The following is a 26,363-nucleotide window of genomic DNA, read 5'->3' as shown; positions in this document are numbered from 1 at the left end:
GCCTCTTCGCCTCCCGCTGTTTATTCTGGAAGAGGCGATGACGGTCACACTTCACGTCTGCATTACCTGCCGTGCCGGCGAGACGCTTGGCGAGGGCGAGACGACGCCCGGCAAGCGGTTGCACGGTGCGATCCTGGACGCCGGCGTGCCCGACGGCGTGAGCGTAGTTCCCGTCGAATGCCTGTCGGCCTGCAGCCAGGGCTGCTCGGTCGCGCTCAGCGCGCCCGGCCGCTGGTCCTATGTCTATGGCCGCCTGTCGGATGCCAATGCGCGCGACGTGATCGCGGGCGCTGCGGCCTATGCGGCCGCGCCTGATGGCCTCGTGCCCTGGCGCAGCCGTCCCGAAATCTTCCGCAAGCAATCGCTTGCCCGCATTCCCCCCATTGCCGTCGTGCCGGAGGCCGCCGAATGAATTCGCTCGCAAAAGTCCCTGTTACGGTGGTCACGGGTTTTCTCGGCTCCGGCAAGACGACATTGATCCAGCATCTGCTCGCCAATGCCGGCGGCAAGAAGCTCGCCGTGCTCGTCAACGAGTTCGGCAGCGAGGGCGTCGATGGCGAGATCCTGAAGTCGTGCGCCGATGCCAACTGCCCGGAGGAAAACATCGTCGAGCTCGCCAATGGCTGCATCTGCTGCACTGTCGCCGACGATTTCATTCCGACCATGGAGCAGCTCTTGGCGCGCCCAGTGCGGCCCGATCACATCCTGATCGAGACCTCGGGCCTGGCGCTGCCAAAGCCGCTGTTGAAGGCATTCGATTGGCCGGAGATCCGTTCGCGCATCACGGTCGACGGTGTGATCGCGCTGGCCGATGCCGAAGCCGTCGCTGCCGGCCGCTTCGCGCCGGATCCGGCTGCGGTCGAAGCGCAGCGCGCGGCGGACGACAATCTCGATCACGAGACGCCGCTGTCGGAAGTGTTCGAGGACCAGATCGCCTGTGCCGACATCGTGCTGTTGACCAAGGCCGATCTTGCGGGCGCCGCGGGTATCGAAGCCGCCAAGGCGGCGATCACGGCCGAGATGCCGCGCCGCGTGCCGATGCTCCCCGTCACCGACGGCGCGATCGATGCGCGCGTCATCCTCGGCCTCGGCGCTGCCGCGGAGAACGATCTTGCTGCGCGTCCGTCGCATCACGATGGCGAGGACGAGCACGAGCATGACGATTTTGCCTCCGTCGTGATCGATCTTCCGGAAGTGTCTAATGTCGAAGCGCTGGTCGCCTCCGTCCAGCGCCTGGCGCGCGAGCAGAACGTGCTGCGTGCGAAAGGCTATATCGCGGTCGCGGGCAAGCCGATGCGCCTGTTGCTGCAAGCGGTCGGCGAGCGCGTGCGCCACCAGTTCGACAAGCCCTGGGCTGCCGGCGTACGGCAATCAAAGCTCGTCGTGATCGGCGAGCACGGTGATATCGACGAGGCCGCGATCAGGTCAGGACTTGGTCTTTCAGGATCTGGCATCTGATGCACGTCGTCTTCCGCGAGAGCCGCGGTCTCGAGGAGACCGCGACGCCAAGGGACATCGGCCAGGACCCGGCCGATCTCGTGGTGCTCTCGTATTCGGATTCCGATCTTGCCGCGTTCGCGGCCGGTTGGCGGCGCGGCCGCGACAGCCTGCCGTCGCTGCGGCTCGCCAATCTTGCGGAGCTGCGTCATCCGCTTTCGGTCGACACCTATATCGAGCGCACGCTCTCCTATGCGCGCGGCATCCTGGTGCGGTTGATTGGCGGTGAGTCCTACTGGCCGTATGGTCTCGCGGCGCTCCGGCAACTTGCCAAGGACCGTAACATCGTGCTGGCCGTGCTGCCGGCCGATGGCCGCGACGATACGCGGCTGGACGCGTATTCGACCTTGCCGGTCTCGACGCTGCGCCGGCTCAAGGTGCTCTGCGACACCGGCGGCCCGGTCGCCGCGCAAGCTGCGATCGCGCAGCTCGCGCTGGCCTCGGGCCTCTATGCCGGGCCAGTCGCCGGCGAGATGACCGTGCCTGAGATGGGGTTCTACGATCCCGCGCGTGGCGTCATTGCTGCGCCGGTGGGCGGCGAGGGGAAGTCCCGCGCGCTGGTGACGTTCTATCGCTCCTATCTCACCGCTGCGGACGCCGGCCCGGTCGATGCCTTGATCGCCGCGCTGCGCGAAAAGGGCTTTGATGCCTATGGTGTCTTCGTCACCTCGCTGAAGGCCGCGGGCGTTGCCGATTGGCTGCGCGCGCATCTCGCGCAGGATCCTCCGGTCGCGATCGTCAATGCGACGGCGTTCTCGGCAATGAGCGATGACGGCACGACGCCGTTCGATGCTGCATCATGCCCGGTGTTCCAGGTTGCGCTCTCGACGGCGCGGCGTGAGGACTGGGCGGAATCGCTGCGCGGCCTGTCGCCCGGCGATCTCGCGATGCATGTGGTGCTGCCCGAGGTCGACGGCCGCCTGTTCGCGGGCGTGGTGAGCTTCAAATCCGCTGGGATGCGCGATCCCGATCTGCAATTCTCGCATCTCGCCCATCACGCGGATGAGGAGCGGGTGCAGGTCGTCGCCGCACGCGTTGCCGCCTGGCGGCGGCTCGCGGAGACGCCGGCTGGCGAGAAGCAGCTGGCGATCGTGCTCTCGAACTATCCGGGACGCCCGCACCAGGTCGCGCATGCGGTCGGTCTCGATGCGCTGTCCTCAGTCGAGGCATTGCTGTCTGATCTTGCGGAGGTCGGCTTCGATGTTGCGCCGGTCGATGCGCTCGGCGAGACGCTGCTGAGGCAGCAACTGACCTGGAGTGTTGCCGATTACCGCGCGGCGCTCTCGCGCCTGCCGCAAGCACTGCGGGATGATCTCGCGCAAGCCTGGGGCGCGCCGGAGGATGATCCGAGCTGTCGCGACGGCGCGTTTCATTTTGCCGCGATCGCTTGCGGCGCGTCGATCATCGCGGTCCAGCCCGAGCGCGGCGATGCAACGACGCGCGATGCCGACTATCACGATCTTGCCCGCACGCCGCGCCATGCCTATGTCGCATTCTATCTCTGGCTTCGGGAGCAGGGCTGTGACGCCGTCGTGCACATGGGCGCACATGGCACGCTGGAATGGCTGCCCGGCAAATCCGTGGCGCTGTCGCAGGCATGCTGGCCCGAGGCTCTGATCGGCGATCTCCCCGTCATCTATCCCTTCATCGTCAATGATCCCGGCGAGGCCGCGCAGGCCAAGCGGCGCATCGCTGCCGTCACGATCGGCCACCTGCCGCCACCGCTGGCGGCATCCGCGGTGCCGGAAGGCCTGCGCCGGCTCGAACGTCTGCTCGATGAATACTCGACTGCCGATGGTCTCGATCCCGCGCGCCGCCAGCGTCTGATCTCAGCGATCCGCGACGAGGCACGCGCGGCGGGTCTCGAAGACGATCTCGGCCTCGATGCATCGGCCGCACCAGCCGAAGCCATTCCGCGGATCGATCGCTTCGTCTGCGATCTCAAGGAAAGCCAGTTCGGCGACGGCCTGCACGTGTTCGGGCGCGGCGCCTGCGGCGAAGCGGAGCGCGAGGCGCTGCAGGCGGCGCTTGCAGGCAAGCGCGTTGCGCCGGGGCCGTCGGGCTCACCCTATCGTGGGCGCCAGGACGTGCTGCCCACCGGGCGCAATCTCTTCGCCGTCGATCCACGCGCGGTGCCGACGCCGTCGGCCCATGCGCAAGGCATCAAGCTCGCCGAAGAGCTGCTGCGCCGTCACTTGCAGGATCATGGCGACTGGCCGAAGGGGCTCGTGGTCGATCTCTGGGGTTCGGCGACGATGCGCACCGCAGGCGAGGAGTTCGCGATGGCCCTGCATCTGGCAGGCCTCGCGCCGCGCTGGGACCACGCCTCCGGCCGCGTCACCGGTTACGACATCATCGCGCCGGCCGAGCTCGGCCGTCCCCGCATCGACGTAACACTGCGCGTGTCCGGCTTGTTCCGCGATGTCTTTTCGGGGCTGGCGCAATTGTTCGAGGCCGCGTCCGAGGCACTCGCAGGCCGCGACGAGGAGGACGAGGAGAATCCCTATCGCCACCGCGCGTCACGTGTATTTGCGCCGCGGCCCGGACAATACGGCGTTGGCCTGTCGGCGATCCCTGATGCCTTCACGCCCGAGACGCGTGATGCCGCCGGGGAAGCCTGGCTGTCGGCATCGTCCTGGGCGTTCTCGGCGGATGGCGCGATCAAGCCCGATCGTGCCGGCATCGAGGCGCGGCTCGCGTCGGCGGATGCTTTCGTTCACGTCCAGGATCTGCCGGAGACCGATCTTCTGCTCGCTGCCGACTATGCCGCGCATGAAGCCGGCGTCGCCGCAGCTGCGGCACATCTCGGCGCGGCAGGACCATCGCTCTATCACATCGACACAACGCGCCCCGAGGAGCCGCATGCGCGCACGCTGACGGAAGAGATCTCGCGCGTCGTCCGGGCCCGCGCGGCGAACCCGGCCTGGATCGCCGGCATGATGCGCCACGGCTTTCGCGGCGCGGCCGAGATCACCGCGACGCTCGAGCACATGGCCGCCTTCGCGCATCTTGCCGGCGCCGTGCCGCCGCATCTATTCGATCTCTACTACGATGCGACGCTCGGCAACGATGATGTCCGCGCGTTCATGGCACGCGAGAATCCGACGGCGCTCGTCGCAATGGAGACGTGCTTCACGCGGTTGCATGAGGCCTCGCTCTGGCGGACACGCCGCAATTCGATCGCCGCTGCGCTGAAGGAGGCGTCATGAGCGCTTCCGCGATCAAGGGCTGGTGTCCCGGCGCGCTGAGGCCGATGCGATCGGGCGACGGCCTCGTGGTGCGCGTGCGTCCTTTCGGTGGACGCCTTGACGCGGCACAGATTTCCGGCCTTGCCGAGCTGGCCGAACGCTTCGGCAATGGTCTCATCGACGTGACGAGCCGCGCCAATCTCCAGATCAGAGGTGTCAGCGACGAAAGCCACGGCCCGCTGCTCGATGGCCTTGCGCGACTGGCGCTGCTCGATCCCGACGTCGATATCGAATCCCGGCGCAACATCCTGGTGACGCCGTTCTGGAACGAGGGCGACGACACGCAGGCGCTCGCCGCCGAGCTCGAGGAGGCGCTTGCCGACAGCGCGCTCAAATTGCCCACAAAGTTCGGCTTCGCGATCGATGACGGGACCTCGCGCGTGCTGGCCGGCGATTCCGCCGACGTGCGCATTGAGCGCGATCGCAGCGGCCGGCTTCTGGTGCGGGCCGATGGTGCGAGGCTCGGCCGCTCGGTCGGGCGCGGAGGCGCCGTGAGCACGGCACTGGCGATCGCAAACTGGTTCATCGCCTCCGGCGGCATCAGCGGCGGGCGAGGGCGCATGGCGGCCCACATCGCTTCCGGTGCGGCATTGCCGGGGACCTTGCGCGGCGAGACCGAACCGGCCCCGGTGATGGCTACGCTGCGGCCCGGACATTATCCGCAGGGCGCCATGGTCGGAGTGGCGTTCGGGCAGATGCTGCATTCAACGCTGCATCAATTCGCGGCTTGCGGACATGCCCTGCGCATGACGCCATGGCGGATGGTCCTGAGCGAGGGCAAGCGTGCGATGCCGAAGGGAGCGGGTCTCATCACGGAGCCGTACGATCCCGCGCTACGCGTCATCGCCTGTAGCGGCGCCCCGCGCTGCCGCGAGGCGCATGCCGATACCCGCGCGCTCGCCGCCGCGCTCGCGCCGCGCATTGCACCCGATACGCGGCTTCACGTCTCCGGCTGCGCCAAGGGCTGCGCGCATTCCGGCGCCGCCGCTGTGACGCTTGTTGCGACCCGCGCCGGATTCGATCTCGTCCGCGGTGGATCGACCCGCGATGAGCCCGCTCTGCGCGGCCTGAACGGTGATGACATCGTCAACGATCCCTCCATCCTGGTCGGAGGGCACTGATGCCCTACACTTACGAGACCGACGGTGCGGCGATCTACCGGCAGTCCTTTGCGACCATCCGCGCTGAGGCGGATCTTGCGCGCTTCACGCCCGACGAGGAGCAGGTCGTGGTGCGGATGATCCATGCCGCCGGCATGGTCGGCCTGGAGGCGCATATCCGCTTCACGCCCGGCATGGCGGCCGCTGCGCGGGCCGCTTTGCAGAAGGGAGCGCCGATCCTGTGCGACGCGCGCATGGTCTCCGAAGGCATTACGCGCGCGAGACTGCCCGCGGCCAACGCCGTGATCTGCACGCTCGGCGATGCCGCCGTTCCCGCACTCGCGCAATCCATGCGCAACACCCGCTCGGCGGCAGCGCTGGAGCTGTGGCGGCCGCATCTGGGCGGCGCGATCGTCGCGATCGGCAATGCGCCGACCGCGCTGTTTCATCTGCTCAATATGCTGGAGGACCGCGACTGCCCGCGGCCCGCGGCGATCATCGGCTGCCCGGTCGGCTTCGTCGGTGCGGCCGAATCCAAGGCCGCGCTGATGGCCGATCCGCCAGTGCCGGCACTGACGGTTGAGGGCCGCCTCGGCGGCTCCGCGATCACGGTCGCCGCCGTCAACGCGCTGGCGAGCCGGAGCGAATAATCATGGGACGCATCATCTGCTGCGGTCTCGGCCCCGGTGATCCCGATTTGATGAGCGTGCGCGCCGACCGCACGGTGCGCGGGGCGCAGCATGTCGCCTATTTCCGCAAGAAGGGCAGGCCGGGCCAGGCACGCCGCATCGTCGAGGGCATGCTGGCCGCGGACGTCACCGAATATCCCATGGAATATCCGGTCACGACTGAGATCGCCTTCGACAGCCCCGAATACGTGCAGTTGCTCGCCGGCTTCTACGACGAATGGGCCGAGCGCCTGGCGCGGCTTTCGCGCGCGGTCGACGTCGTCGTGCTGTGCGAGGGCGATCCCTACTTCTACGGCTCGTTCATGCATCTGCACACGCGCCTGCAAGGCCGCGTCGAGATCGAGGTGATCGCCGGCATTCCCGGCATGGTCGGCTGCTGGAACGGCGTCGGCCAGCCGATCGCGCTCGGTGACGACGTCACGACGGTGCTGATGGGGACGCTTCCCGAAGACGAGCTCGAACGGCGCATGCGCGATTCCGATGCGCTCGTCGTCATGAAGACCGGCCGCAATCTCGCCAAAGTGCGCCGCGCGCTCGCGTCCGCCGGCCGGCTGGATGATGCCTGGCTGGTCGAGCGCGGCACCATGCCGGGCGAGCGCGTTGCGCGGCTCGCCGAGATCGATGCTGCTGAGTGTCCCTATTTCGCGATCGTGCTGGTGCACGGCAAGGGCCGGCACCTGGACGCCGCCGAATGACGGGCACGCTGACCATCGCAGGCCTTGGCCCTGGTAGCGACGCGCTGGTGACGCCGGAGGTCTCGGCCGCGCTTGCGTCTGCGACCGACATTCTCGGCTATGCGCCCTATGTCGCCCGCGTGTCGCCGCGACCGGGGCTCACCCTTCATCCCTCCGATAATCGCGAAGAGTTGCAGCGCGCGAGCGAAGCCCTGCGGCTTGCCGCCGAAGGCGGCCAGGTTGTCGTCGTCTCCTCCGGTGATCCCGGCGTGTTTGCGATGGCCTCTGCCGTGTTCGAGGCGCTCGAGCAGGCACCGCAATGGCGGGACCTGTCGATCCGCGTGCTGCCCGGCATCACCGCGATGCTGGCGGCGGCTGCCCGCGCCGGCGCGCCGCTCGGCCATGATTTCTGCGCGATCAATCTCTCCGACAATCTGAAGCCCTGGGCGGTGATCGAGAAGCGCCTGCGGCTTGCCGCGGAAGCCGATTTTGCCATTGCGATGTACAATCCGCGCTCAGTCAGCCGGCCGGAAGGATTTGGCCGCGCGCTTTCAGTGTTGAAGGAAGCAGGCTGCGGCGAGCGGCTCGTGATCTTCGCACGCGCGATCAGTACGCCCGATGAAAAGATCGAAACCGTCACGCTGAACGAAGTGGCGCCCGAGATGGCCGACATGCGCACGCTGGTAATCGTCGGCAATTCGCAGACGCGGCGCGTCGGCCGCTGGGTCTATGCGCCGAGGCAGGTGCGATGACTGAGCCACTGCATCACTTCAGCGATGCTCTCCACTCGCAACCGCTCGGGCAGTTGCGGCCGCGAGATTATGATCACGGGCAGGTCGAGCATGCGCGCCGCGTCGATCTTGGCGCGCGCACCATCGCCGCCGGAATTGCGGGCGACAATGCACATGATGCCGCGCGTGCGCATCATCTCCAGCTCGCTGTCGAGGGTGAACGGCCCGCGCGACACGATCACGTCGGCCGGAAAGGGCAGGGTCGTTTCGGGTGGATCGACGAAGCGCAGCGTGTAGGTGTGCTGCGGCTTCATCACGAATGGCGCGATGTGCTGGCGGCCGATGGCGAGGAACACTTTTGCCGGAGCCTCGGGCAGCGCGGCGACGGCGGCATTGACGTCGACGACCTCGATCCAGTCGTCGCCAGGCGCTTTGCTCCAGGGCGCGCGCTCCAGCGCAATCAACGGTGCGCCGGTCTCCGCGCACGCTTCGACCGCGTTGCGGCTCATCTCGGCGGCGAAGGGATGCGTCGCGTCGATCACATGCGTGATGGCCTCACGACGAATGTAGTCGGCAAGCCCGCTCACCCCGCCGAATCCGCCGATGCGGGTCGGCAGCGGCTGATCGGCGGGCGCGCGGGTGCGGCCGCCATAGGAATAGATGGCCTGGATGCCGGCGCGCGCGACCGCCGCGGCGAGCAGGCTGGCGTCGCTCGTTCCGCCCAGAAGGAGCGCGCGTGTCATGGCTGATCCCTGGCTGACCATCATCGGTATCGGCGAAGATGGCCTTGCCGGCCTGTCGGAGGCAAGCCGAAAGGCGCTTGCCAAGGCAGAAACCGTCTTCGGCGGCGAGCGTCATCTTGCGCTCGCGGAAGTTGGCAGCCGCGGCCGTCCGTGGCCGGTGCCGTTCGATGCGGACATCGTGCTGAGTTGCCGCGACCGGCCGACCGCGGTGCTCGCCTCCGGTGATCCGTTCTGGCATGGCGCCGGGGCGGGCCTGGTCGAGAAGCTCGGTAGCGACGAGTGGATCGCGCACCCCGCGCCATCGACCTTCTCGCTCGCCGCCGCACGGCTCGGCTGGCGGCTCGAGTCGGTTGTGTGTCTTGGGCTTCATGCCGCACCATTCGAGCGTCTGGTGCCGCATCTGGCACGAGATGCGCGCATCATTTGCCTCGTGCGCAACGGGAAGGCGGCAGATGATCTCGCGAAATGGCTGACGGAACGCGGATGGGGCGCTTCAATCCTGTGGACTCTTGCTGCGCTTGGCGGCCCACGGGAATACATTGACCAGCATCGCGCCGATCTCTTTGCTGATGATATTGCTGGAAATCTGGTTGCGGTGGCGGTGCTGGCGAGGGGGACGCAGGGCACGCCCCGCAGTTCGGGCTTGTCGGACGATCTCTTTGTCCATGACGGCCAGATCACCAAGCGGCCGGTGCGCGCGCTGGCGCTGTCGGCCTTGGCGCCGCGTCCCGGTGAGCGGCTGTGGGATGTCGGCGCCGGCTCAGGTTCGATCTCGGTCGAGTGGGCGCTGTGTGGCGGGACGGCGATCGCGATCGAAGCGCGCGAGGATCGCGCTGCGAACATCCGCAGCAATGCGACGGCGTTCGGGCTGGCGCATCGGGTCACCGTCGTCACGGGGAATGCGCCCGAAGCTCTGGCTGCGCTGGAAGCGCCCGATGCGGTCTTCATCGGCGGTGGTCTCGATAGCGCGATGTTCGATGTGATCTGGTCCCGACTAGCTTCGGGTGTGCGCCTGGTTGCACATTCAGTCACGCTGGAGACGGAGGCGCTGCTCGGCGAGTTGCAGCAGCACCACGGCGGCGAGCTGATGCGCGTCGAGATCGCGCATGCCGGCCCGCTCGGCCGCTACCGGTCCTGGGAGGCGACACGTCCGGTGGTGCAGTGGAGTGTGGTCCGATGAAAGTTGCCGGGCTCGGATTCAAGCGCGACGCTACGCTGGCTTCGCTGCGTGAGGCGCTGCTGGCGGCCGGCGGTTTTGAAGGCCTTTCTGCCGTGGCGACCGTCAGCGATAAGGCCGAGGCCGAAGCACTGAAGCAGCTCGCGCGCGAATGCGGTGTGCCGATCAGAGCCGTCCCGGCCGAATCGCTGGCCGGCATCGACACCCCGACGCAGTCGAAGCTTATTGCGGAAAAGTTCGCGACGGGATCGATCGCTGAAGCGGCGGCGCTCGCAGCGGCCGGCCCTCGCGCGCGGCTGATTGCGACGCGGGCGGTCTCGCAGGATCGCACCGCGACCGCGGCGATCGCTGAAGGAGACGGCGCATGACGGTGCATTTCATCGGCGCAGGCCCTGGCGCTGCCGACCTCCTGACGTTGCGTGGACGCGATCTGATCGCGGCCTGTCCGGTCTGCCTCTATGCCGGTTCCCTTGTCCCTGCGGGCGTGCTGGCGCATTGCCCGCCTGGCGCGCACATCGTCAACACCGCGCCGCTGTCGCTTGACGAGATCATCGCGGAGATCGCCGCCGCGCATGCGGACGGCAAGGATGTCGCGCGGCTGCATTCCGGCGATCTCTCGATCTGGTCGGCGATGGGCGAGCAGCTCCGCCGCCTGCGCGCGCTCGGCATTCCCTATTCGGTGACGCCGGGCGTTCCGTCCTTCTCGGCTGCTGCTGCCGCATTGGAGACCGAGTTGACGCTACCTGGTGTCGCCCAGACCGTGGTGCTGACGCGCACCCCGGGCCGGGCCAGCGCGATGCCTGAGGGCGAGAAGCTTGCGGCGTTCGCCGCGACCGGCGCGGTGCTCGCGATCCACCTGTCGATCCATCTGCTCGACAAGGTCGTTGCCGAGCTGTCGCCCCATTACGGCGCGGACTGTCCGGTCGCCATCGTCTGGCGCGCGAGCTGGCCGGACCAGCGCATCGTGCGCGCGACGCTCGGCACGCTCGATGCGGCTGTGGGCAGCGAGATGGAGCGGACCGCGCTGATCCTGGTCGGCAGGACGCTTGGCGCCGCGGATTTTGACGAGAGCCGCCTCTATGCCGCCGATTACGACCGCCGCTATCGGCCGGTCGGCGCCGAGCCGCGCTTTCCGGAGGCGTCGTGATGGCGGCAAGCCTCGTCATCTCCGCACCTGCCTCCGGCGTCGGCAAGACCACGCTGACGCTGGCGCTCGCGCGCGCCTGGCGCAATCGCGGATTGAACGTGCAGTGCTTCAAGAGCGGGCCCGACTACATCGATCCCGCCTTCCACGCCGCCGCCACGGGACGCGCCTCCGTCAATATCGATAGCTGGGCGATGGACAGCGCAGCAATCGCGCATCTCGTCAGCCGCGGCGCGAATGCCGATGTCGTGCTCGCCGAGGGTTCGATGGGCCTGTTCGATGGTGTTGCCGCACGCGGCGCCTCCGGCACCGGTGCGACCGCCGACATCGCGGAGATGCTGGGCTGGCCGGTGCTGCTGGTGATCGATCCCTCTGGCCAAGCGCAGACCGCGGCGGCGATCGCCGCGGGTCTTCGTGACTATCGCGCCGGGGTGCATCTTGCCGGCGTCGTGCTCAATCGTGTCGCCAGCCCGCGCCACGAAGATCTCGTGCGGCGCGCGCTGAACGATGCCGGCATCGCCGTGTTCGGCGCGCTGCCGCGCCATGCCGAGATCAGCCTGCCGAAGCGCCATCTCGGCCTGGTGCAGGCCGAGGAGCAGGCCGAGATCGGCAAGCTGATCGACGAGGCCGCGCGCTTCGTTGCCGAGCATGTTGATCTCGAGGGGGTGCTGCGAGCGGCAGCCAGCTGGTCGCCGCAACCCGCGGCGAGCGGCCTGAACGTGACGCCGCCTGGCCAACGCATCGCGCTGGCCCGCGATGCGGCGTTCTCTTTCGTCTATCCGCATATGCTGGAAGCTTGGCGCGCGGCCGGCGCCGAGATCTCGACATTCTCGCCGTTGGCCGATGAAGCGCCTGACGCAAGCGCCGATGTCTGCTGGCTGCCCGGCGGCTATCCCGAGCTTCATGCCGGCAAGATTGCGGCTAGTGCACGCTTTCGCAGCGGCTTGCGCACCTTTGCCGAAACGCGCCCGGTGCACGGCGAATGCGGAGGCTATATGGTGTTGGGAATCGCTTTGACCGACGCCGACGGCGTGCGCCATGAGATGGCGGGGTTGCTCGGCCTGGAGACCAGCTTTGCCAAGCGCCGCATGCATCTCGGCTATCGTCTCGCCGAACTGGCCGCACCGATGCCGGGGCATCAGGTCGGCGCACGCCTGCGCGGCCACGAGTTCCATTATTCGACGATCATCGCCCAGCCCGACACGCCGCTGGCCGTGGTTCACGATGCAACCGGCACGGTCATTGCCGAGACCGGCTCGCGGCGCGGCCAAGCTACCGGCACGTTCTTCCATCTGATCGCGGAGGACCGGTGAGCGGTTTTGTTTCTTTCGTCTCCGCCGGCCCCGGCGATCCAGAACTCCTCACGGTGAAGGGGACTGCGCGGCTGCGCGAGGCCGACGTCGTGCTCTATGATGATCTTGCCTCCGGCGCGATCCTCGATCTCGCTCGTCCCGGCGCCAATCTCGTCGCGGTGGGGAAACGGGCAGGGCGGCCCTCGACCAAGCAGCACCATGTCAATCGCCTGCTCGTCGATTATGCCGCAACCGGCGCGCGGGTGGTGCGGCTGAAGTCGGGCGACGCCGGCATTTTCGGCCGGCTCGAGGAGGAGCTGGAGACGCTGCGCGAGGCCGGCATCGGCTACGAGATCATTCCCGGCGTCACCTCCGCCTGCGTTGCTGCCGCGCAAGCCGGCATCCCCCTGACCCGGCGCCACACCTCGCGGCGGGTGCAGTTCGTGACCGGTGCCGACGTCACAGGCGAACTGCCGCCAAACCTGAATTGGGCAGCGCTCGCAGATCCCGAGGCAACCACCGTGGTCTATATGGGTCGGCGCACCTTTCCGGCGCTTGCCGCAAAATTGATCGACCATGGCCTCGCCGCAGATACGCCGGCGCTGTTTGCGGAATCACTCGGCCGTTCCGACGAGCGGCTGGTCCGCACCACGATTGCCGAGCTCGCCGAGCAGCTTGCGCGGGGCGGCGCCGCCTCGACGGCCGCCGTCATCCTGTTCGGGGCCCTGGCGGGAGACGATCCGTCATGATGGCCGCCGTCGCCCTTCGCCACTTGACGCCCGGCTCGCGAAAGGGGCACACAGGAGAGGCATGGTGCTCGACGCGGCGCAAAGCGCCGGAGCATAATCGGGAATGGGGATGGGCGGACCCAATTGCGGCGCTCAAAACCCCAGCCGCCCCCGCGACTGTAAGCGGTGAGGGGCTCCGATCAGCCACTGGGCCGCAAGGCTCGGGAAGGCCGGAGAACCCCAGTGAACCGCGAGCCAGGAGACCGGCCCTGCACGTTTTGAGGCCAAGGCCGTCGGGTGTGACGGCAGGAAGGATCTGAACCATGCATATCGAACCAGGGATCGTGACGGGCGCCAAGCTCGTGCTGAGTTACGCAACCGGCATCGCCGCAGGCGGCGTTGCCTTGAAACTCGCGGTCGAGACCGTACGCGAGCAGGGCATTGGCTCGTTCGCGACGCGCACGCTCGCCACCACCGGCCTCGTCTTCACCTTCTTCCAGGTGCTGCCGCACTTCCCGGTCGGCGTCTCCGAGGTGCACTTTATCCTGGGCTCGACCTTGTTTCTGCTGTTCGGTGCTGCGCCCGCCGCCTTCGGCCTTGCGTTCGGTCTGCTGCTCCAGGGCGTCTTCTTCGTGCCAACCGACCTGCCGCAATACGGCATGAACGTCACCACGCTTCTGGTGCCGCTGTTCGCGATCCAGGCGCTGGCGACGCGGATCATTCCGCGCAACACGGCTTACGTCGATCTGCAATACCGCCAGGCGCTGGCGCTCTCGACCGCCTATCAGTCCGGCATCGTCGCCTGGGTGGCGTTCTGGGCGCTGTATGGCTCCGGCTTCGGCGCGACCAATCTCGCCAACATCGCGACGTTTGCGGCATCCTATGCGCTGGTCATCGTGATCGAGCCGCTCGCCGATCTCGCCGTGCTGGCGCTGGCGAAGTCGCTGCGTGGCGTCACAGCGCCCGGCCTCGTCACGCCGCGCCTGCATAACGCCGCTTAAGAGACGAGCGAAGGGCGGCCGGCGCGGCCGCCCTTCGCACTCGCGATGCTCACGCTCTCCCTGATAGGCATCGGTTGCGGCGATCCCGGGCAGCTCACGCGCGCCGCGATCCAAGCCATCAACGCCGCCGATCTCGTCCTGATCCCGCGCAAGGGGACGGCGAAATCCGATCTTGCGGATCTGCGGCGGACGATCTGCGCGAACGTGCTCACCAGCGCGAGCACCCGCATCGCCGAGTTCGACTTGCCAATGCGTGACGCGGCTGAGGCGGACTACCGCAAGGGCGTGGACGATTGGCACGATGCCGTGGCCGCGATCTGGTCGCAAACGATCGCAAATCATCTCGCCGGCGAGGGCAAGGTTGCGCTGCTGATCTGGGGCGATCCTTCGCTCTATGACTCCTCGCTGCGAATTGCGCGGCGATTGAATCCGTTGCCTGATATCGAGGTCGTGCCCGGCATCACCTCGATTCAGGCGCTGTGCGCAGCGCATGCGCTGCCGCTCAACGACATCGGCGAGCCGTTCCTGGTCACGACGGGGCGGCGCTTGCGCGAAGGCGGCTGGCCGCAAGGCGTCGATACCGTAGCGGTGATGCTCGACGGCGGCACGGCGTTCCAATCGCTCGATCCCGCCGGGCTTCAGATCTGGTGGGGCGCCTATCTCGGCATGCCCGATCAGATCGTCATGTCCGGCGCGCTGGCCGAAGTGGGCTCGCGTATTGTCGCAATGCGGCAAGAGGCGCGCGAGCGGCATGGCTGGATCATGGACAGCTACATTCTCAAGCGCACGCGTTAAGCGAGGCAGCATGCTCCCCGAATGGGTCTACCAAGAGTGCCCCGAGATCTCCGCGCATCATCGCGAGGCAGCCATCGCGCGGCAGACGCAACTGACAAAGCCGACCGGCGCGCTCGGCCGGCTCGAGCAACTGGCGATAGAGCTTGCGGGCCTGCAAGCGACGGAATCTCCTCGTGCCGCGCGCGTGCCGATCATCGTCTTCGCCGGTGATCACGGCATCGTCGCGCAGGGCGTGTCGGCCTATCCGCAAGCCGTGACGATCGCGATGATGGCGAATTTTGCCTCCGGCGGCGCCGCGATCTCGGTGCTGGCGCGTGAGCTTGGCTCCAGCCTGGAGGTGGTCGACACCGGCACGTTGGCGCAGGAGGAGATGGCGGGAATCGTCACCGACAAGCCGCGCTCTGGCACGCGCGACTTCAGCGTGGAAGCTGCGCTTGAACCTGCGGAACTGGCATTCGCGTTTGAGGCCGGTCAGCGCGCGGTTGCGCGCGCAGCAGCCAATCAGCCCGATCTGCTGATTTTCGGCGAGATGGGCATCGGCAATACCACGACCTCGGCGGCGATTGCGGCGAGCCTGCTCGGCATCAGTGCCGAGGAGATCGCCGGCAGCGGCACCGGCGTCGACGCGGCCGGCCGCGCCCACAAGGCGCGGGTGATCGATGCCGCGATTGCGCGCCATGGCATTGCGGGGGCTTCGCCCGAAAACATCCTGTGTGCCGTCGGCGGTCTCGAGATCGCGGCGATCTCAGGCGCGATCATCGCGGCTGCGCAACGCCGCATCCCTGTATTGATCGACGGCTTCATCGTGTCGGTGGCGGCGCTGGCGGCGGTGCGGATCAACCCGTCGTGCCGGCCGTTCCTGCTGCCGTCGCATCAATCGGCAGAGCAGGGGCATCGGCTGGTGCTGCGTGCGCTGAACGTGCAGCCGCTGATCAGCCTCGATCTCCGGCTTGGGGAGGGATCGGGCGCCGCGATCGCGCTGCCGCTGGTGCGGTCGGCCTGCGCGCTCCACAACGGCATGGCGACGTTTGCGCAGGCCAATGTACCGGATCGCCCTAGCTGATCCGGCTCAGGCCAACCGCTGATTGACGGAAACGACGCGCCACCCGGTGGCGAGCCGGTCGATCCGGGTCAGCGACAGCGGATCGATCACGAAGCGCAAGGCGGCTTGCGGTGTCAGATCCAGCGCGATGCAGAGCGCAGCGCGGATCGTGCCGGAATGCACGACGAGCGCTGCGGAGCCCGCGCCGATCCGCGAGAGCCCCAGCCGGACGCGCGCGACCTGATCCTCAAAGCTCTCGCCGCCCGGCGGACGTCCGCGCGCCGGATCGCTCCAGAATTGCGCATAGGCCTCGTCGCCAGCCGCGCCGATGTCGTCATGCCGACGGCCGGTCCATGCGCCAAAATCCTGTTCACTGAATTCAGGCATCAACTTGGGCGCGAGTCCCAGCGCCTGCGCGGTCTCGACCGTGCGCCGCGACGGGCTGGCATAGCTCGCAGCGTCTGGCGGCAAGCACTGCCGCAGTACCTGCAATTGCGCGCGATCGCCGAGATCAGCCGGCGCGTCAGCCGCATGGATCGTCCCCGCGACGCCGTCGACTGGCGCATGCCGTATCAGCCAGAGGAAGGTCTCGCCTTCCATGCTCATCTCCGAGGAAGTTGGTTGCTGTGGCAATAACGCCGCAGCTTGCACATTGACTCTGTCTTGATCGTAATCCTAGATGGCTTCGACGGTTTCCCCGAGAGGGGATGAAAAGGGAATGCGGTGCGGGGAATTTGTCCCCAATGCCGCGGCTGCCCCCGCAACTGTAAGCGGTGAATCCTTCGTCAGAAGCCACTGGGTCCTCGGTCCCGGGAAGGCGACGAAGCGGTCACGACCCGCGAGCCAGGAGACCTGCCGTCAGCCGTGGTCACACGCGAAGATGTCGGTCGGGGAGTACAGACATTCGGCTTCATCGGACGGCTGACAGGCCCAGGGTGAGACCTCGTTCGCTGTGACGTGCCACTGACGTCATACCGAGGTTTCGAACTGTGTCTTCCACCCGCATTGTACGACCGCGCCGCTTCCTGCTTGCCTCCGCAGCTCTTACGTCACTAGCCGCCGCCGATGTATCTGCCGCGCTAGCGCAGCAGGCCGGCGAACCCCTGCCGCCGGTCGAGGTGTCGCCGGCGCAATCCCGCAAGCAGGCCAAGCCGGCGGGCCGGGAGGCGCAGAGCGCTCGCCGTGCAGCTGCACGCAGACCGGCGGCCGCATCTGCAGCGCCCAAGCCCGTCGTGCCGACCGCCGCGGCACCAACGCCGCTCAACAGCAATGCCGTGGCCGAAAGCGCCTCGCGACTCGGCCTCACCGTGCGCGAGACGCCGGCGACCGTCGAGGTGATCTCGGCCGCGACGATGCGCGAGCAGGGCTATCGCACCGTATCGGAGGTGGCGCAGGGCGCAGTCGGTGTCACCTCCGGCGACAATCCGGCTGAACCTTCGGCCTTCTCCATGCGCGGCTTCACCAACAGCCAGATCAACACGCTCTACAACGGCATCAAGATCGGTCCGCAGAACATGACCTCGCGGATCGCGGATACCGCCAATCTCGAGGCGGTGGAATTCCTGAAGGGTCCGGCTTCGCTGATCTCGGGCGAGGGCGCCGCCGGCGGCGCCATCAACTTCGTCACCAAGCAGCCGCATACCGGACCGATCCGGAATGAAGCTGACTTCTCCTGGGATTCCCTGAACTCGTTCCGCGCCCATTACGGCTCCGGCGGCAGCACCAACGTGCAGGGGCTGGACTATCGCTTTGACATCAGCCGTTCCACGCTCAACGGCTTTGCCGACGATACCAATGTCAAGATGTTCGGCACGTCCGGCCAGCTCAACTACCGCATCTCCGACAGCCTCAAGGTCTGGGGCGCGATCGAATATCGGGAGGATCGCTCGAAGGCCTATTGGGGCGCGCCGCTGGTGCCGATCGCCTTCAGCGGCTCGCATGCGACGAGCGGCATCGTCTCCGGCAATTACGTCTCGAACTACAACGGAACCAATCTCGGTGCCGTCACCATCGATGATCGTACCTTCAACACCAATTACAACGTCCTCGACAACCGCAACGTCGCCCAGGAGGTCTGGCTGCGCGGCGGCTTCGAGCTCAAGCTGGCGCCTGACCTGACGCTGAAGAGTCAGGCCTATGGCTATGGTGCAGAACGGACCTGGTTCAACAACGAGATCGAGGCGTTCAATTCCACAACGAACATGGTCGATCGTGAACGCTTCTATGTCGCGCACAGCCAGCGGCTGGTGGGCAACGTCACCGACCTGATCTGGGACGCGAACATCGCAGGCTTCGACAACCGGCTGGTCACGACGCTCTCGTCAAGCTATCTCGACTTCGTCAGGCCGGGCGCGGCAAACTTCCCCGGCGATTCCGTTTCGCTCGTCGATCCCAACCGCGGCTTTTACGGCCCGCTCACGATCCAGCAGCAGACCGCGCGCATCGACAACGAGGCGCTGTCGTTCGAGGACCGGCTGAAGCTGACGCAGACTTTCGCGCTAATCGGTGGCCTGCGCGTCGAGCACATCGGGCTCGACCGCAATTCGACCGACCCCGCCGGGCTTGTGAAAGCCGGCTTCCCGTTCACGAAAGACTGGGCGCCGGTGACGGGGCGCATCGGCTACACTTGGGAGGCCGTGCCCGGCCTGACCTTCTTCAGCCAGTACGCCACCGGCGCAGACATCTCCGCCAACAACATCTTCCTGCTCGGGCCGACCCAGCCGCTCGACCTGACCACCGCGCGCACCTATGAGACCGGCCTCAAGCACCTGTTCTGGGACAACCGGGCGGAGTGGTCGTTTTCCGCCTACGACATCGTGCGCAAGAACGTCTATGCCGCAGCCGGCGGCATGCAGCTCAACATCGCCGGGCGGCAGGAGTCGAAGGGCGTGGAGCTCGCGGCGGCCGTTCGCCCGATCGAGCCCCTGCGTCTCTGGGGCAACATCGCCTATGTCGATGCGCACTATGCCGACTACAATTTTGTCGGTGGCTCGTTCTCCGGCAATACGCCGCCGAACGTGCCGCGCATCGTGGCCAATGCCGGCGCATCCTGGCGCTTCTTCACGCCCTGGCCGGTGGAGCTCGGCATCACCGGCCGTCATGTCGGCGACCGTTACAACACCGATGCCAACGTGGTGACGATGAAGGCCTATACCGTCGCCGACGTCTATGCCTTCGTCGACATCCCCAAGACGGTCTTCAATGCCGTCGACCAGGCTCGCTTGACCTTTCGGGTGCGCAACTTCACCGACAAGCGCTATGCGATCTGGGGCGACCCGTTCTATCCCGACCAGATCCTGCTCGGCGCACCGCGGACCTATGAAATCTCGGCCGCGTTCAAATGGTAGGGCGGTGACCGCATGATTGGCGCGATCGTCCTGTTGCACCGCTGGCTCGGGATCGCGTTCTGCCTGCTGTTCGCGATGTGGTTCGCGAGCGGAATCGTGATGCACTTCGTTCCGTTTCCGTCGCTCACAGAAGCGGAGCGATTTGCCGGACTCGCGCCGGTGAATCGCGGAGAGGTGAAGATTACGGTTGCGGATGCGGTCGCTACGAGCGGGATCGCGGATGCCACGCGCGTTCGGCTGATCCAGCGGAGTGACGGCGCGGTCTACATCGTCTCGGGTCCATCGCGTCAGCGCGCGATCCGTGCGGCCGACGGGAACGACGCGTCGATGAAATCCGCTGACGTCGCACTGGCTATTGCGCAGGCTCATGCGCGCCAGCGCGAGATCGATGCCTCGCATGCGACGATTGTCGGCCGTGCGGATTACGATCAGTGGAGCGTGCCGAACGGCTTCGATCGTCATCGACCGCTGTTTCGCGTTGCCCTCGGCGATGCCGCCGGGACGGAGGTCTATGTCTCGTCGCCGACCGGCGAGATCGTGCTTGATACGACGCGCAGCGAGCGCGGCTGGAATCTTGTCGGCAGCGTGCTGCACTGGATCTATCCGACCATCCTGCGCAGCAATTGGTCCCTGTGGGACCGCGTGGTCTGGACCTTGGTGCTGCTGGCCCTGATCGCGGCTGTGCTGGGCGCCGTGCTCGGGATCGCGCGGATCAGGATTTCCAAGAGGCAAATCTCCACACCTTACCGTGGCTGGCATGCGCTGCATCACCTCATTGGCCTCGCAGCGACGGTCTTCGTGCTGACCTGGATCTTCAGCGGCTGGCTCTCGATGGATCACGGCCGGCTGTTCTCGCGCGGCCAGTTGACGCCGGCAGAGGCCGGCCTGATGAACGCCGCGCCGGATTGGCGGGAGGCCCCATCGCTCGATCGGCAACCGATATCTCCCGCGGCGCGCGAGGCCGAATGGTTCGCCTTCAACGGCAAAGTCTATCGGCGCGATCGGGTCGCCCTCGGCCGTCAGACCTTGAGCAGGAGAGGGGATGCGCCGCGCGATGGACTGGCGGGATTCCTTGATGTGCACGAGATTCAGGCTCTGACGGGGCGCTTTGCAGTCGGCTGCGGCCTACCGTCCGTCCTTCCTGATAGCGACGACTACCCCGCGCCATCCACAACGCCGGGTGCACCGGTCTACCGCTCGCGCTGTGACGGCGACCTCTGGTTCGACATCGATGGCGGCGACGGCGGCGTGCTGCAAAGACTGGATCCGTCGCGGCGCGCCTACCGCTGGCTTTACAGCGCGTTGCACACGCTCGACTTCCCGGTCTTGCTGGCCCACCCGCGGCTGCGTGATGTGGTGATCGTCAGCCTCTGCACGCTCGGGCTGACCTTCTCCATCACCGGCATCGTCATCGGCTGGCGGCGCTTGCGGTCGTCGCTGGCAGCCTGAATTAAGGCGCAACTGCGGCTCGATACGGTCGGGTCGGCAGATCAGCAATGCCTTGCCCTATCGTCATTGACGCCTTTTCGCCGGCCGCCTTTCGGTGTAGCTCTGCGCTCGCTCGAAGCGGCGGCAGCAACCCGTCGAAGACCGAAAATCATGCAGGAGGCAGCAAGGATGTACCCGAAAGTTCAGATGTTCATCGCCGGCGAGTGGACCGACGGCACGTCCGGCAAGTCGGAGGACATCCTCAATCCCGCCACCGGCCAGCCGATCGGCAAGACCCCGCACGCCTCGCGTGCGGACCTCGACCGCGCGCTGGAGGCGGCCAGGGCCGGCTTCGAGGTCTGGCGCAAGACCTCGCCGTTCGACCGCTACAAGCTGATGCGGAAAGCGGCCGACATCATCCGCTCGCGCGCCGCCGAGATCGCGCCGGTGATGACCATGGAGCAGGGCAAGCCGGTGGTCGAAGCCCAGGGCGAGACCATGCTGGCCGGCGACCTCATCGACTGGTTCTCAGAGGAGGCCCGCCGCGCCTATGGCCGTATCGTGCCGCCGCGGATGGGCAACGTCTCCCAGCTCGTGACCAAGGAGCCGGTCGGCCCGGTCGCCGCGTTCACGCCCTGGAATTTCCCGATCAACCAGGCAGTGCGCAAGATCTCGGCCGCGCTCGCCGCCGGCTGCTCGATCATCGTCAAGGGACCGGAAGAGACGCCGGCGAGTTGCATGGAGCTGGTGCGCGCCTATGCTGACGCGGGCATTCCCCCCGGTGTCGTCCAACTGGTGTTCGGCGTGCCGGCGGAAGTGTCGGAATATCTCATTCCGCATCCGATCATCCGCAAGATCAGCTTCACCGGCTCGACTGCGGTCGGCAAGCATCTGGCTGCGCTCGCCGGCCTGCACATGAAGCGCGTCACCATGGAGCTCGGTGGCCATGCGCCGGCGATCGTGTTCGCCGACGCTGATCTCGACAACGCTGCAAAAATCCTGTCGGCCAACAAATTCCGTAATGCCGGCCAGGTCTGCGTCTCGCCGACGCGTTTCCTCGTGCATGAAAGCGTCTACCAGCCCTTCGTCGACAAGTTCGTGGCGGCGGCCAAGAGCCTCAAGGTCGGCAACGGTCTCGACAAGGACACCCGCATGGGGCCGCTGGCGAACCCGCGCCGCGTCGACGCCATGGAGAGCTTGGTCTCCGACGCGGTCCAGCGCGGCGCCAAGGTGCAGGCCGGCGGCAAGCGTATCGGCAATGAAGGCTTCTTCTTCGAGCCGACCGTGCTGACCGACGTGCCGCGCGATGCGCGCATCATGAACGAGGAGCCGTTCGGACCGCTCGCGCCCATCACGTCCTTCCGCAGTTATGACGAGGTGGTGGCGGAAGCGAACCGTCTGCCTTACGGCCTTGCAGCCTATGCCTACACCACTTCGACCAAGACGATGCAGGCGATCGGCTCCGACATCGAGAGCGGCATGGTGTCGATCAACCACCATGGCCTCGCGCTGCCGGAAGTGCCGTTCGGCGGCATCAAGGATTCCGGTTACGGCTCCGAAGGCGGCCTCGAGGCGATCGAGGGTTACCTCAATACGAAGTTCGTCACCCAGGCGAGCGCGTAAGGATAGTGTAAGGGTTAGCCTTGCGACTGTGCGAGGCGCAGTCTGCAAAGGCTAACCCCTGCGATCCCAAGGCAATCGCATTTGAAGGCGACTTCCCTGCGGCGATCCTTCGAGACGCCCGTTTGAGGCGGGCTCCTCAGGATGAGGGCGGAGTGTGCGGCAGCAGATTCAACAGGCGCCGATGCCGCTTAGCCTCATCCTGAGGAGCCCGCCTAACGCGGGCGTCTCGAAGGACGAGGCGCGCGCTCAGGCCGCTCAAAATACCATACGCGATTGCCCTGGCTGCGATCCTTTGCCCGCGCGGACAGCGACAAGGCACATCCGCGCGGCCGGTGGCCGTGATCGCCACCACCGCAAGTCCCTTCGCGGATGCATACAGCGTTGCCTGCATCCTTCTGGCGAGCGCTTAAGGAAACGAAAAGCTACGGCAAAACATGCCGTGGCAGCGATGCGCCGCGCTTGATCGCGGCAGCGTCTGCAAGGAGGCGCGAAGTCCCCCCAAATCGCCGCTGGCGAAGGCGCAGTTAGTGGCATACCATTTGCACGCCAACGGGCAGGTTTCACCTGCCCTTGGCCAATGATGGCCGGCATCACGGCAATAGTGGGAGGACTTCATGGATCGCAGGACCGTATTGAAGGGACTGGCTGGCGCGGGCAGCCTGGCGTTGACGGGTGGCCTCTCGGCCCCTGCGCTGTCGCAAGGCGCGGCGGCGCGCACGTTGCGCTTCGTGCCGCAAGCGAATCTCGCCAATTTCGATCCGATCTGGGGCACTCAATATGTCGTGCGCAATGCTGCCGCGATGGTCTGGGACACGCTCTACGGCATCGATTCCTCGCTCCAGCCCCAGCGGCAGATGGTCGAGTCCGAGGAGACCTCCGACGATGGCAAGATCTGGACATTCCGCTTAAGGCCTGGCCTCAAGTTCCATGACGGCGAGCCGGTGTTGGCTAAGGACGTCGTTGCGAGCCTGTCGCGCTGGGCCGCGCGCGATCCGATGGGGTTGATGATCATTGCGATCCAGCAGGAATTGACCGCTGTCGACGACCGCACGTTCAAATGGGTTTTGAAGCAGCCCTTCCCGAAAATGCTCTATGCGCTGGCCAAGAATAACGCGCCGTGCTCCTTCATCATGCCCGAGCGTATCGCGAAGACCGATCCTTTCAAGCAGATCACGGAATATGTCGGCTCCGGGCCGATGAAATTCGCCAAGGGCGAATGGGTGCCGGGCGCCAAGGCCGTGTTCGAGAAGTTCACCGACTACGTCCCGCGGCAGGAGAAGGCATCCTGGCTTGCCGGCGGCAAGCAGATCCTGATTGATCGCGTGGAATGGGTGGTGATGCCGGACCCGGCGACCGCAGCGGCCGCGTTGCAGAACGGCGAGGTCGACTGGTGGGAGAACCCGATCGCCGATCTCGTGCCCGTGCTGAAGAAGAACAAGAACATCAGCGTCGACATCGGCGATCCCCTTGGCAATATCGGCTCGTTCCGCATGAACCATTTGTTCGCGCCCTTCAACGATGTGCGAGCGCGGCGCGCGGTGCTGATGGCGCTTAGCCAGGAAGACTATATGCGCGCCATCGTCGGCGACGACACCGCGCTGTGGAAGCCGCTGCCGGGCTTCTTCACGCCAGACACGCCGCTCTACAGCGAACTGGGCGGCGAAATTCTGAAGGGCAAACGCGACTTCGATGGCGCCAAGAAGTTGCTCGCCGAGAGCGGCTATTCCGGCCAGCCGGTGACGTGTTTGGTGGCGCAGGACCAGCCGATCACGAAGGCGCAAGGCGACGTCACCGCGGACCTCCTGAAACGGCTTGGCATGAATGTCGACTTCGTCGCGACCGATTGGGGCACGGTTGGCTCTCGCCGGGCGCAGAAGACGCCGCCCGGGCAGGGCGGCTGGAACATGTTCCACAGCTGGCATGCCGGCGCCGACTGCATCACGCCCGCCGCCTACACCGCCATTCGCGCCAATGGCGACAAGGCCTGGTTCGGCTGGCCCAATAGCCCGAATACCGAGAAGGAAATCACGGCCTGGTTCGAGGCCAAGAATCTCGAGGAAGAAAAGGCAGCGATCGGGCGGGTCAATAAGGCGGCGCTCGAGGATGTTGTCTATGCGCCGACAGGCTTCTTCTTGACCTATACGGCGTGGCGCAAGAACGTCTCCGGCGTCACCAAGGGGCCGCTGCCGTTCTTCTGGGGCGTATCGAAGTCCGCATGATCGTGCGCTGAAGCCAGATGCTCTCTTACATCCTCCGTCGCATCGTCGCGACTTTGCCTGTGATGGCGATCGTCGCGCTGTTCGTGTTCAGCCTGCTCTACATCGCGCCGGGTGATCCGGCCGTGGTGATCGCGGGCGACCAGGCGAGCCCGGAGGATGTGGAGCGCATCCGCCAGAGCCTCGGCCTCGACCGTCCCTTCCTGGTCCAGTTCGGAAGCTGGGTCTGGCGCATCCTGCACGGCGATCTCGGCACCTCGATCTTCACCAATCTGCCGGTGTCGGCGATGATCGGCCAGCGTCTCGGACCGACGCTGTCGCTGATGATCGTCACGCTCCTGCTCACGATCGTGGTCGCGGTGCCGCTCGGTGTAGTGGCGGCTTGGAAGGCCGGCAGCCTGATCGACCGCGCCATCATGGGCTTTGCCGTGTTCGGCTTTTCGCTGCCGGTGTTCGTGGTCGGCTACATGCTCGCCTACGTCTTCGCGCTCGAATTGGAATGGCTTCCGGTGCAGGGCTATACGCCGCTCACGGCAGGCTTCTGGCCATGGCTCGAGAACCTGATTCTGCCGGCAATCGCGCTCGGCTGCGTCTATATCGCGCTGGTCGCGCGCATCACCCGCGCGGCCATGCTCGAAGTGTTGCAGCAGGACTATATCCGCACCGCGCGCGCCAAGGGCCTCGGGCAGGGCGGCATCCTGTTCATTCACGCGCTGAAGAATGCGGCGGTGCCGATCGTCACGGTGATTGGGATCGGCATCGCGCTCCTGATCGGCGGCGCGGTGGTCACGGAGAGCGTGTTCGCGATCCCCGGCCTCGGCCGGCTCACGATCGATGCGATCCTGCGCCGCGATTATCCCGTCATCCAGGGCATCGTGCTGCTGTTCAGCTTCGTCTACGTCCTCGTCAATCTGATGATCGACGTCATCTATACGCTCGTTGACCCGAGGATCCGCTATTGACCGATACGACCGTCAATTCGCAATCGCTTCCCGCCGGCCTCGTCGTCGCGCCGCAACTGCCCGAGATCCTGCGGCCGGTCACGATCCGGCGCGGCTTCATCGGGCTCTTGCGCGGCCATCCCACCGTCGCGATTGGTGGCGCGCTGCTGCTGACGCTGGTCCTGATCGCGATTTTCGCAGCCCATCTCGGAACGGTCGACCCGACCGCGCTGGCGCCGGCCAAGCGCACCCGGGCGCCGTCGGCCGATTTCTGGTTCGGCACCGACGTGCTCGGCCGCGACATCTATTCGCGCGTGCTGTTCGGCGCGCGGGTCTCGCTCACGGTCGGGCTATCGGTTGCGATCTTCGCGTCCGCGGCGGGCCTCGCCATCGGCATGGTCTCCGGCTTCATCCGCTGGGCTGACGGCATTTTGATGCGCTTCATGGACGGCTTGATGTCGATCCCGCCGATCCTGCTCGCCATCGCGCTGATGGCGCTGACGCGCGGCAGCGTCGGCAACGTCATCCTGGCCATCACCATTGCGGAAATCCCGCGCGTCTCACGCCTCGTGCGCAGCGTGGTGCTATCGCTGCGCGAGCAGCCTTATGTGGACGCAGCCGTCGCCTGCGGCACGCGCACGCCGATGATCATTTTGCGCCACATCCTGCCCAACACGGTGGCACCGATGCTGGTGCAGGCGACCTATATCTGCGCCAGCGCCATGATCACGGAGGCGATCCTGTCCTTCATTGGCGCCGGGACGCCGCCGACCATTCCGTCCTGGGGCAACATCATGGCCGAGGGCCGCGCGCTGTGGCAGGTCAAGCCCTACATCGTGTTCTTCCCGGCGGCATTCCTGTCCGTCACCGTTCTCGCCGTGAACCTGCTCGGCGACGGCCTTCGCGATGCGCTCGATCCGCGCATGGCCAAGAGCCTCTGATGTATC

At 66.5% G+C, this 26,363-nt stretch carries 23 protein-coding genes and 2 riboswitches; of the genes, 21 read left to right on the top strand and 2 right to left on the bottom strand.

From position 1 onward, the window contains the following. Window positions 1-37: 37 nt before the first annotated feature. Genes ACR9YP_RS31415 through cobJ form a run of 7 tightly spaced genes read left to right on the top strand, consistent with a single transcriptional unit; the run spans window position 38 to window position 7,960 of the window. Window positions 38-412, top strand: coding sequence for a DUF1636 family protein (locus ACR9YP_RS31415; protein ID WP_438109601.1), 375 nt, complete (start codon window positions 38-40; stop codon window positions 410-412). After that, complete coding sequence (gene cobW, locus ACR9YP_RS31410; protein WP_438109600.1) at window positions 409-1,458, top strand: cobalamin biosynthesis protein CobW; 1,050 nt, start codon at window positions 409-411, stop codon at window positions 1,456-1,458. The genes ACR9YP_RS31415 and cobW overlap by 4 nt, the downstream gene beginning before the upstream one ends. Then, window positions 1,458-4,706 carry a cobaltochelatase subunit CobN gene (cobN, locus tag ACR9YP_RS31405; protein ID WP_438109599.1) on the top strand — a complete coding sequence of 1,083 codons (3,249 nt, stop codon included), beginning with the start codon at window positions 1,458-1,460 and terminating at the stop codon, window positions 4,704-4,706. Before cobW ends, cobN begins: the two co-directional genes overlap by 1 nt. Beyond that, window positions 4,703-5,866 carry a precorrin-3B synthase gene (gene cobG, locus ACR9YP_RS31400; RefSeq protein ID WP_438109598.1) on the top strand — a complete coding sequence of 388 codons (1,164 nt, stop codon included), beginning with the start codon at window positions 4,703-4,705 and terminating at the stop codon, window positions 5,864-5,866. Before cobN ends, cobG begins: the two co-directional genes overlap by 4 nt. Then, window positions 5,866-6,495: a precorrin-8X methylmutase gene (locus tag ACR9YP_RS31395; protein ID WP_091887734.1), complete on the top strand. Its 630-nt coding sequence runs from the start codon at window positions 5,866-5,868 to the stop codon at window positions 6,493-6,495. The genes cobG and ACR9YP_RS31395 overlap by 1 nt, the downstream gene beginning before the upstream one ends. 2 nt (window positions 6,496-6,497) lie before the next feature. Continuing rightward, complete coding sequence (locus tag ACR9YP_RS31390) at window positions 6,498-7,229, top strand: precorrin-2 C(20)-methyltransferase (RefSeq protein ID WP_438109597.1); 732 nt, start codon at window positions 6,498-6,500, stop codon at window positions 7,227-7,229. Beyond that, the gene (cobJ, locus tag ACR9YP_RS31385; RefSeq protein ID WP_438109596.1) at window positions 7,226-7,960 is read left to right on the top strand and encodes a precorrin-3B C(17)-methyltransferase; all 735 of its coding nucleotides are present in this window, start codon (window positions 7,226-7,228) and stop codon (window positions 7,958-7,960) included. The genes ACR9YP_RS31390 and cobJ overlap by 4 nt, the downstream gene beginning before the upstream one ends. Here cobJ and ACR9YP_RS31380 read toward each other — a convergent pair. Beyond that, a complete protein-coding gene (locus tag ACR9YP_RS31380; RefSeq protein WP_438109595.1) occupies window positions 7,936-8,682 on the bottom strand; it encodes a cobalt-precorrin-6A reductase in 747 nt (248 codons plus the stop codon). The two genes, cobJ and ACR9YP_RS31380, sit on opposite strands and share 25 nt — an antisense overlap. On the opposite strand from ACR9YP_RS31380, the gene cbiE reads away from it, so the two are divergent. From cbiE to cobT, 8 genes are all read left to right on the top strand, one after another. Then, on the top strand, window positions 8,681-9,862 hold the full coding sequence (gene cbiE / locus ACR9YP_RS31375) for a precorrin-6y C5,15-methyltransferase (decarboxylating) subunit CbiE (RefSeq protein WP_438109594.1): 1,182 nt from the start codon (window positions 8,681-8,683) through the stop codon (window positions 9,860-9,862). The genes ACR9YP_RS31380 and cbiE overlap by 2 nt on opposite strands. After that, window positions 9,859-10,227, top strand: a complete 369-nt coding sequence (locus tag ACR9YP_RS31370; protein ID WP_370988662.1) for a cobalamin biosynthesis protein — start codon at window positions 9,859-9,861, stop codon at window positions 10,225-10,227. The genes cbiE and ACR9YP_RS31370 overlap by 4 nt, the downstream gene beginning before the upstream one ends. Beyond that, the gene (gene cobM / locus ACR9YP_RS31365) at window positions 10,224-11,006 is read left to right on the top strand and encodes a precorrin-4 C(11)-methyltransferase (RefSeq protein WP_438109593.1); all 783 of its coding nucleotides are present in this window, start codon (window positions 10,224-10,226) and stop codon (window positions 11,004-11,006) included. The genes ACR9YP_RS31370 and cobM overlap by 4 nt, the downstream gene beginning before the upstream one ends. Continuing rightward, window positions 11,006-12,316, top strand: a complete 1,311-nt coding sequence (locus tag ACR9YP_RS31360; RefSeq protein WP_370988660.1) for a cobyrinate a,c-diamide synthase — start codon at window positions 11,006-11,008, stop codon at window positions 12,314-12,316. The genes cobM and ACR9YP_RS31360 overlap by 1 nt, the downstream gene beginning before the upstream one ends. Continuing rightward, window positions 12,313-13,044, top strand: coding sequence for a uroporphyrinogen-III C-methyltransferase (gene cobA / locus ACR9YP_RS31355; RefSeq protein ID WP_091887719.1), 732 nt, complete (start codon window positions 12,313-12,315; stop codon window positions 13,042-13,044). The genes ACR9YP_RS31360 and cobA overlap by 4 nt, the downstream gene beginning before the upstream one ends. Before the next feature lie 45 nt (window positions 13,045-13,089). After that, window positions 13,090-13,309: riboswitch (cobalamin riboswitch) on the top strand. 37 nt (window positions 13,310-13,346) lie between these two features. Continuing rightward, complete coding sequence (locus ACR9YP_RS31350) at window positions 13,347-14,024, top strand: energy-coupling factor ABC transporter permease (RefSeq protein WP_091887717.1); 678 nt, start codon at window positions 13,347-13,349, stop codon at window positions 14,022-14,024. A 45-nt stretch (window positions 14,025-14,069) separates the two neighbouring features. After that, window positions 14,070-14,819 (top strand): precorrin-6A synthase (deacetylating), encoded by a 750-nt coding sequence (cobF, locus tag ACR9YP_RS31345; RefSeq protein ID WP_438109592.1) that lies wholly within the window; start codon window positions 14,070-14,072, stop codon window positions 14,817-14,819. A 10-nt stretch (window positions 14,820-14,829) separates the two neighbouring features. Beyond that, window positions 14,830-15,882 (top strand): nicotinate-nucleotide--dimethylbenzimidazole phosphoribosyltransferase, encoded by a 1,053-nt coding sequence (gene cobT, locus ACR9YP_RS31340; protein WP_438109591.1) that lies wholly within the window; start codon window positions 14,830-14,832, stop codon window positions 15,880-15,882. Window positions 15,883-15,888: 6 nt separating this feature from the next. On the opposite strand, the gene ACR9YP_RS31335 is transcribed toward cobT, so the two are convergent. Beyond that, window positions 15,889-16,461 carry a histidine phosphatase family protein gene (locus tag ACR9YP_RS31335; protein WP_438109590.1) on the bottom strand — a complete coding sequence of 191 codons (573 nt, stop codon included), beginning with the start codon at window positions 16,459-16,461 and terminating at the stop codon, window positions 15,889-15,891. Window positions 16,462-16,533: 72 nt separating this feature from the next. Continuing rightward, a riboswitch (cobalamin riboswitch) is annotated at window positions 16,534-16,735 on the top strand. 115 nt (window positions 16,736-16,850) lie between these two features. Here ACR9YP_RS31335 and ACR9YP_RS31330 point away from each other — a divergent pair. From ACR9YP_RS31330 to ACR9YP_RS31305, 6 genes are all read left to right on the top strand, one after another. Beyond that, the gene (locus ACR9YP_RS31330) at window positions 16,851-19,208 is read left to right on the top strand and encodes a TonB-dependent receptor (RefSeq protein ID WP_438109589.1); all 2,358 of its coding nucleotides are present in this window, start codon (window positions 16,851-16,853) and stop codon (window positions 19,206-19,208) included. A 12-nt stretch (window positions 19,209-19,220) separates the two neighbouring features. Beyond that, complete coding sequence (locus tag ACR9YP_RS31325; RefSeq protein WP_438109588.1) at window positions 19,221-20,657, top strand: PepSY domain-containing protein; 1,437 nt, start codon at window positions 19,221-19,223, stop codon at window positions 20,655-20,657. Between the two features lie 168 nt (window positions 20,658-20,825). Continuing rightward, window positions 20,826-22,259: an NAD-dependent succinate-semialdehyde dehydrogenase gene (locus ACR9YP_RS31320; RefSeq protein WP_438109587.1), complete on the top strand. Its 1,434-nt coding sequence runs from the start codon at window positions 20,826-20,828 to the stop codon at window positions 22,257-22,259. 614 nt (window positions 22,260-22,873) lie between these two features. Beyond that, window positions 22,874-24,478 carry an ABC transporter substrate-binding protein gene (locus ACR9YP_RS31315; RefSeq protein WP_438109586.1) on the top strand — a complete coding sequence of 535 codons (1,605 nt, stop codon included), beginning with the start codon at window positions 22,874-22,876 and terminating at the stop codon, window positions 24,476-24,478. A 17-nt stretch (window positions 24,479-24,495) separates the two neighbouring features. Beyond that, window positions 24,496-25,437 carry an ABC transporter permease gene (locus tag ACR9YP_RS31310; protein ID WP_128934789.1) on the top strand — a complete coding sequence of 314 codons (942 nt, stop codon included), beginning with the start codon at window positions 24,496-24,498 and terminating at the stop codon, window positions 25,435-25,437. Beyond that, window positions 25,434-26,357 carry an ABC transporter permease gene (locus ACR9YP_RS31305; RefSeq protein WP_438109585.1) on the top strand — a complete coding sequence of 308 codons (924 nt, stop codon included), beginning with the start codon at window positions 25,434-25,436 and terminating at the stop codon, window positions 26,355-26,357. Before ACR9YP_RS31310 ends, ACR9YP_RS31305 begins: the two co-directional genes overlap by 4 nt. Window positions 26,358-26,363 lie beyond the last annotated feature (6 nt).

This window comes from Bradyrhizobium sp. BR14999 (assembly GCF_056106085.1).
Note: the sequence above shows the minus strand (reverse complement) of the source record. Positions and strands in the feature narration are given on the sequence as shown.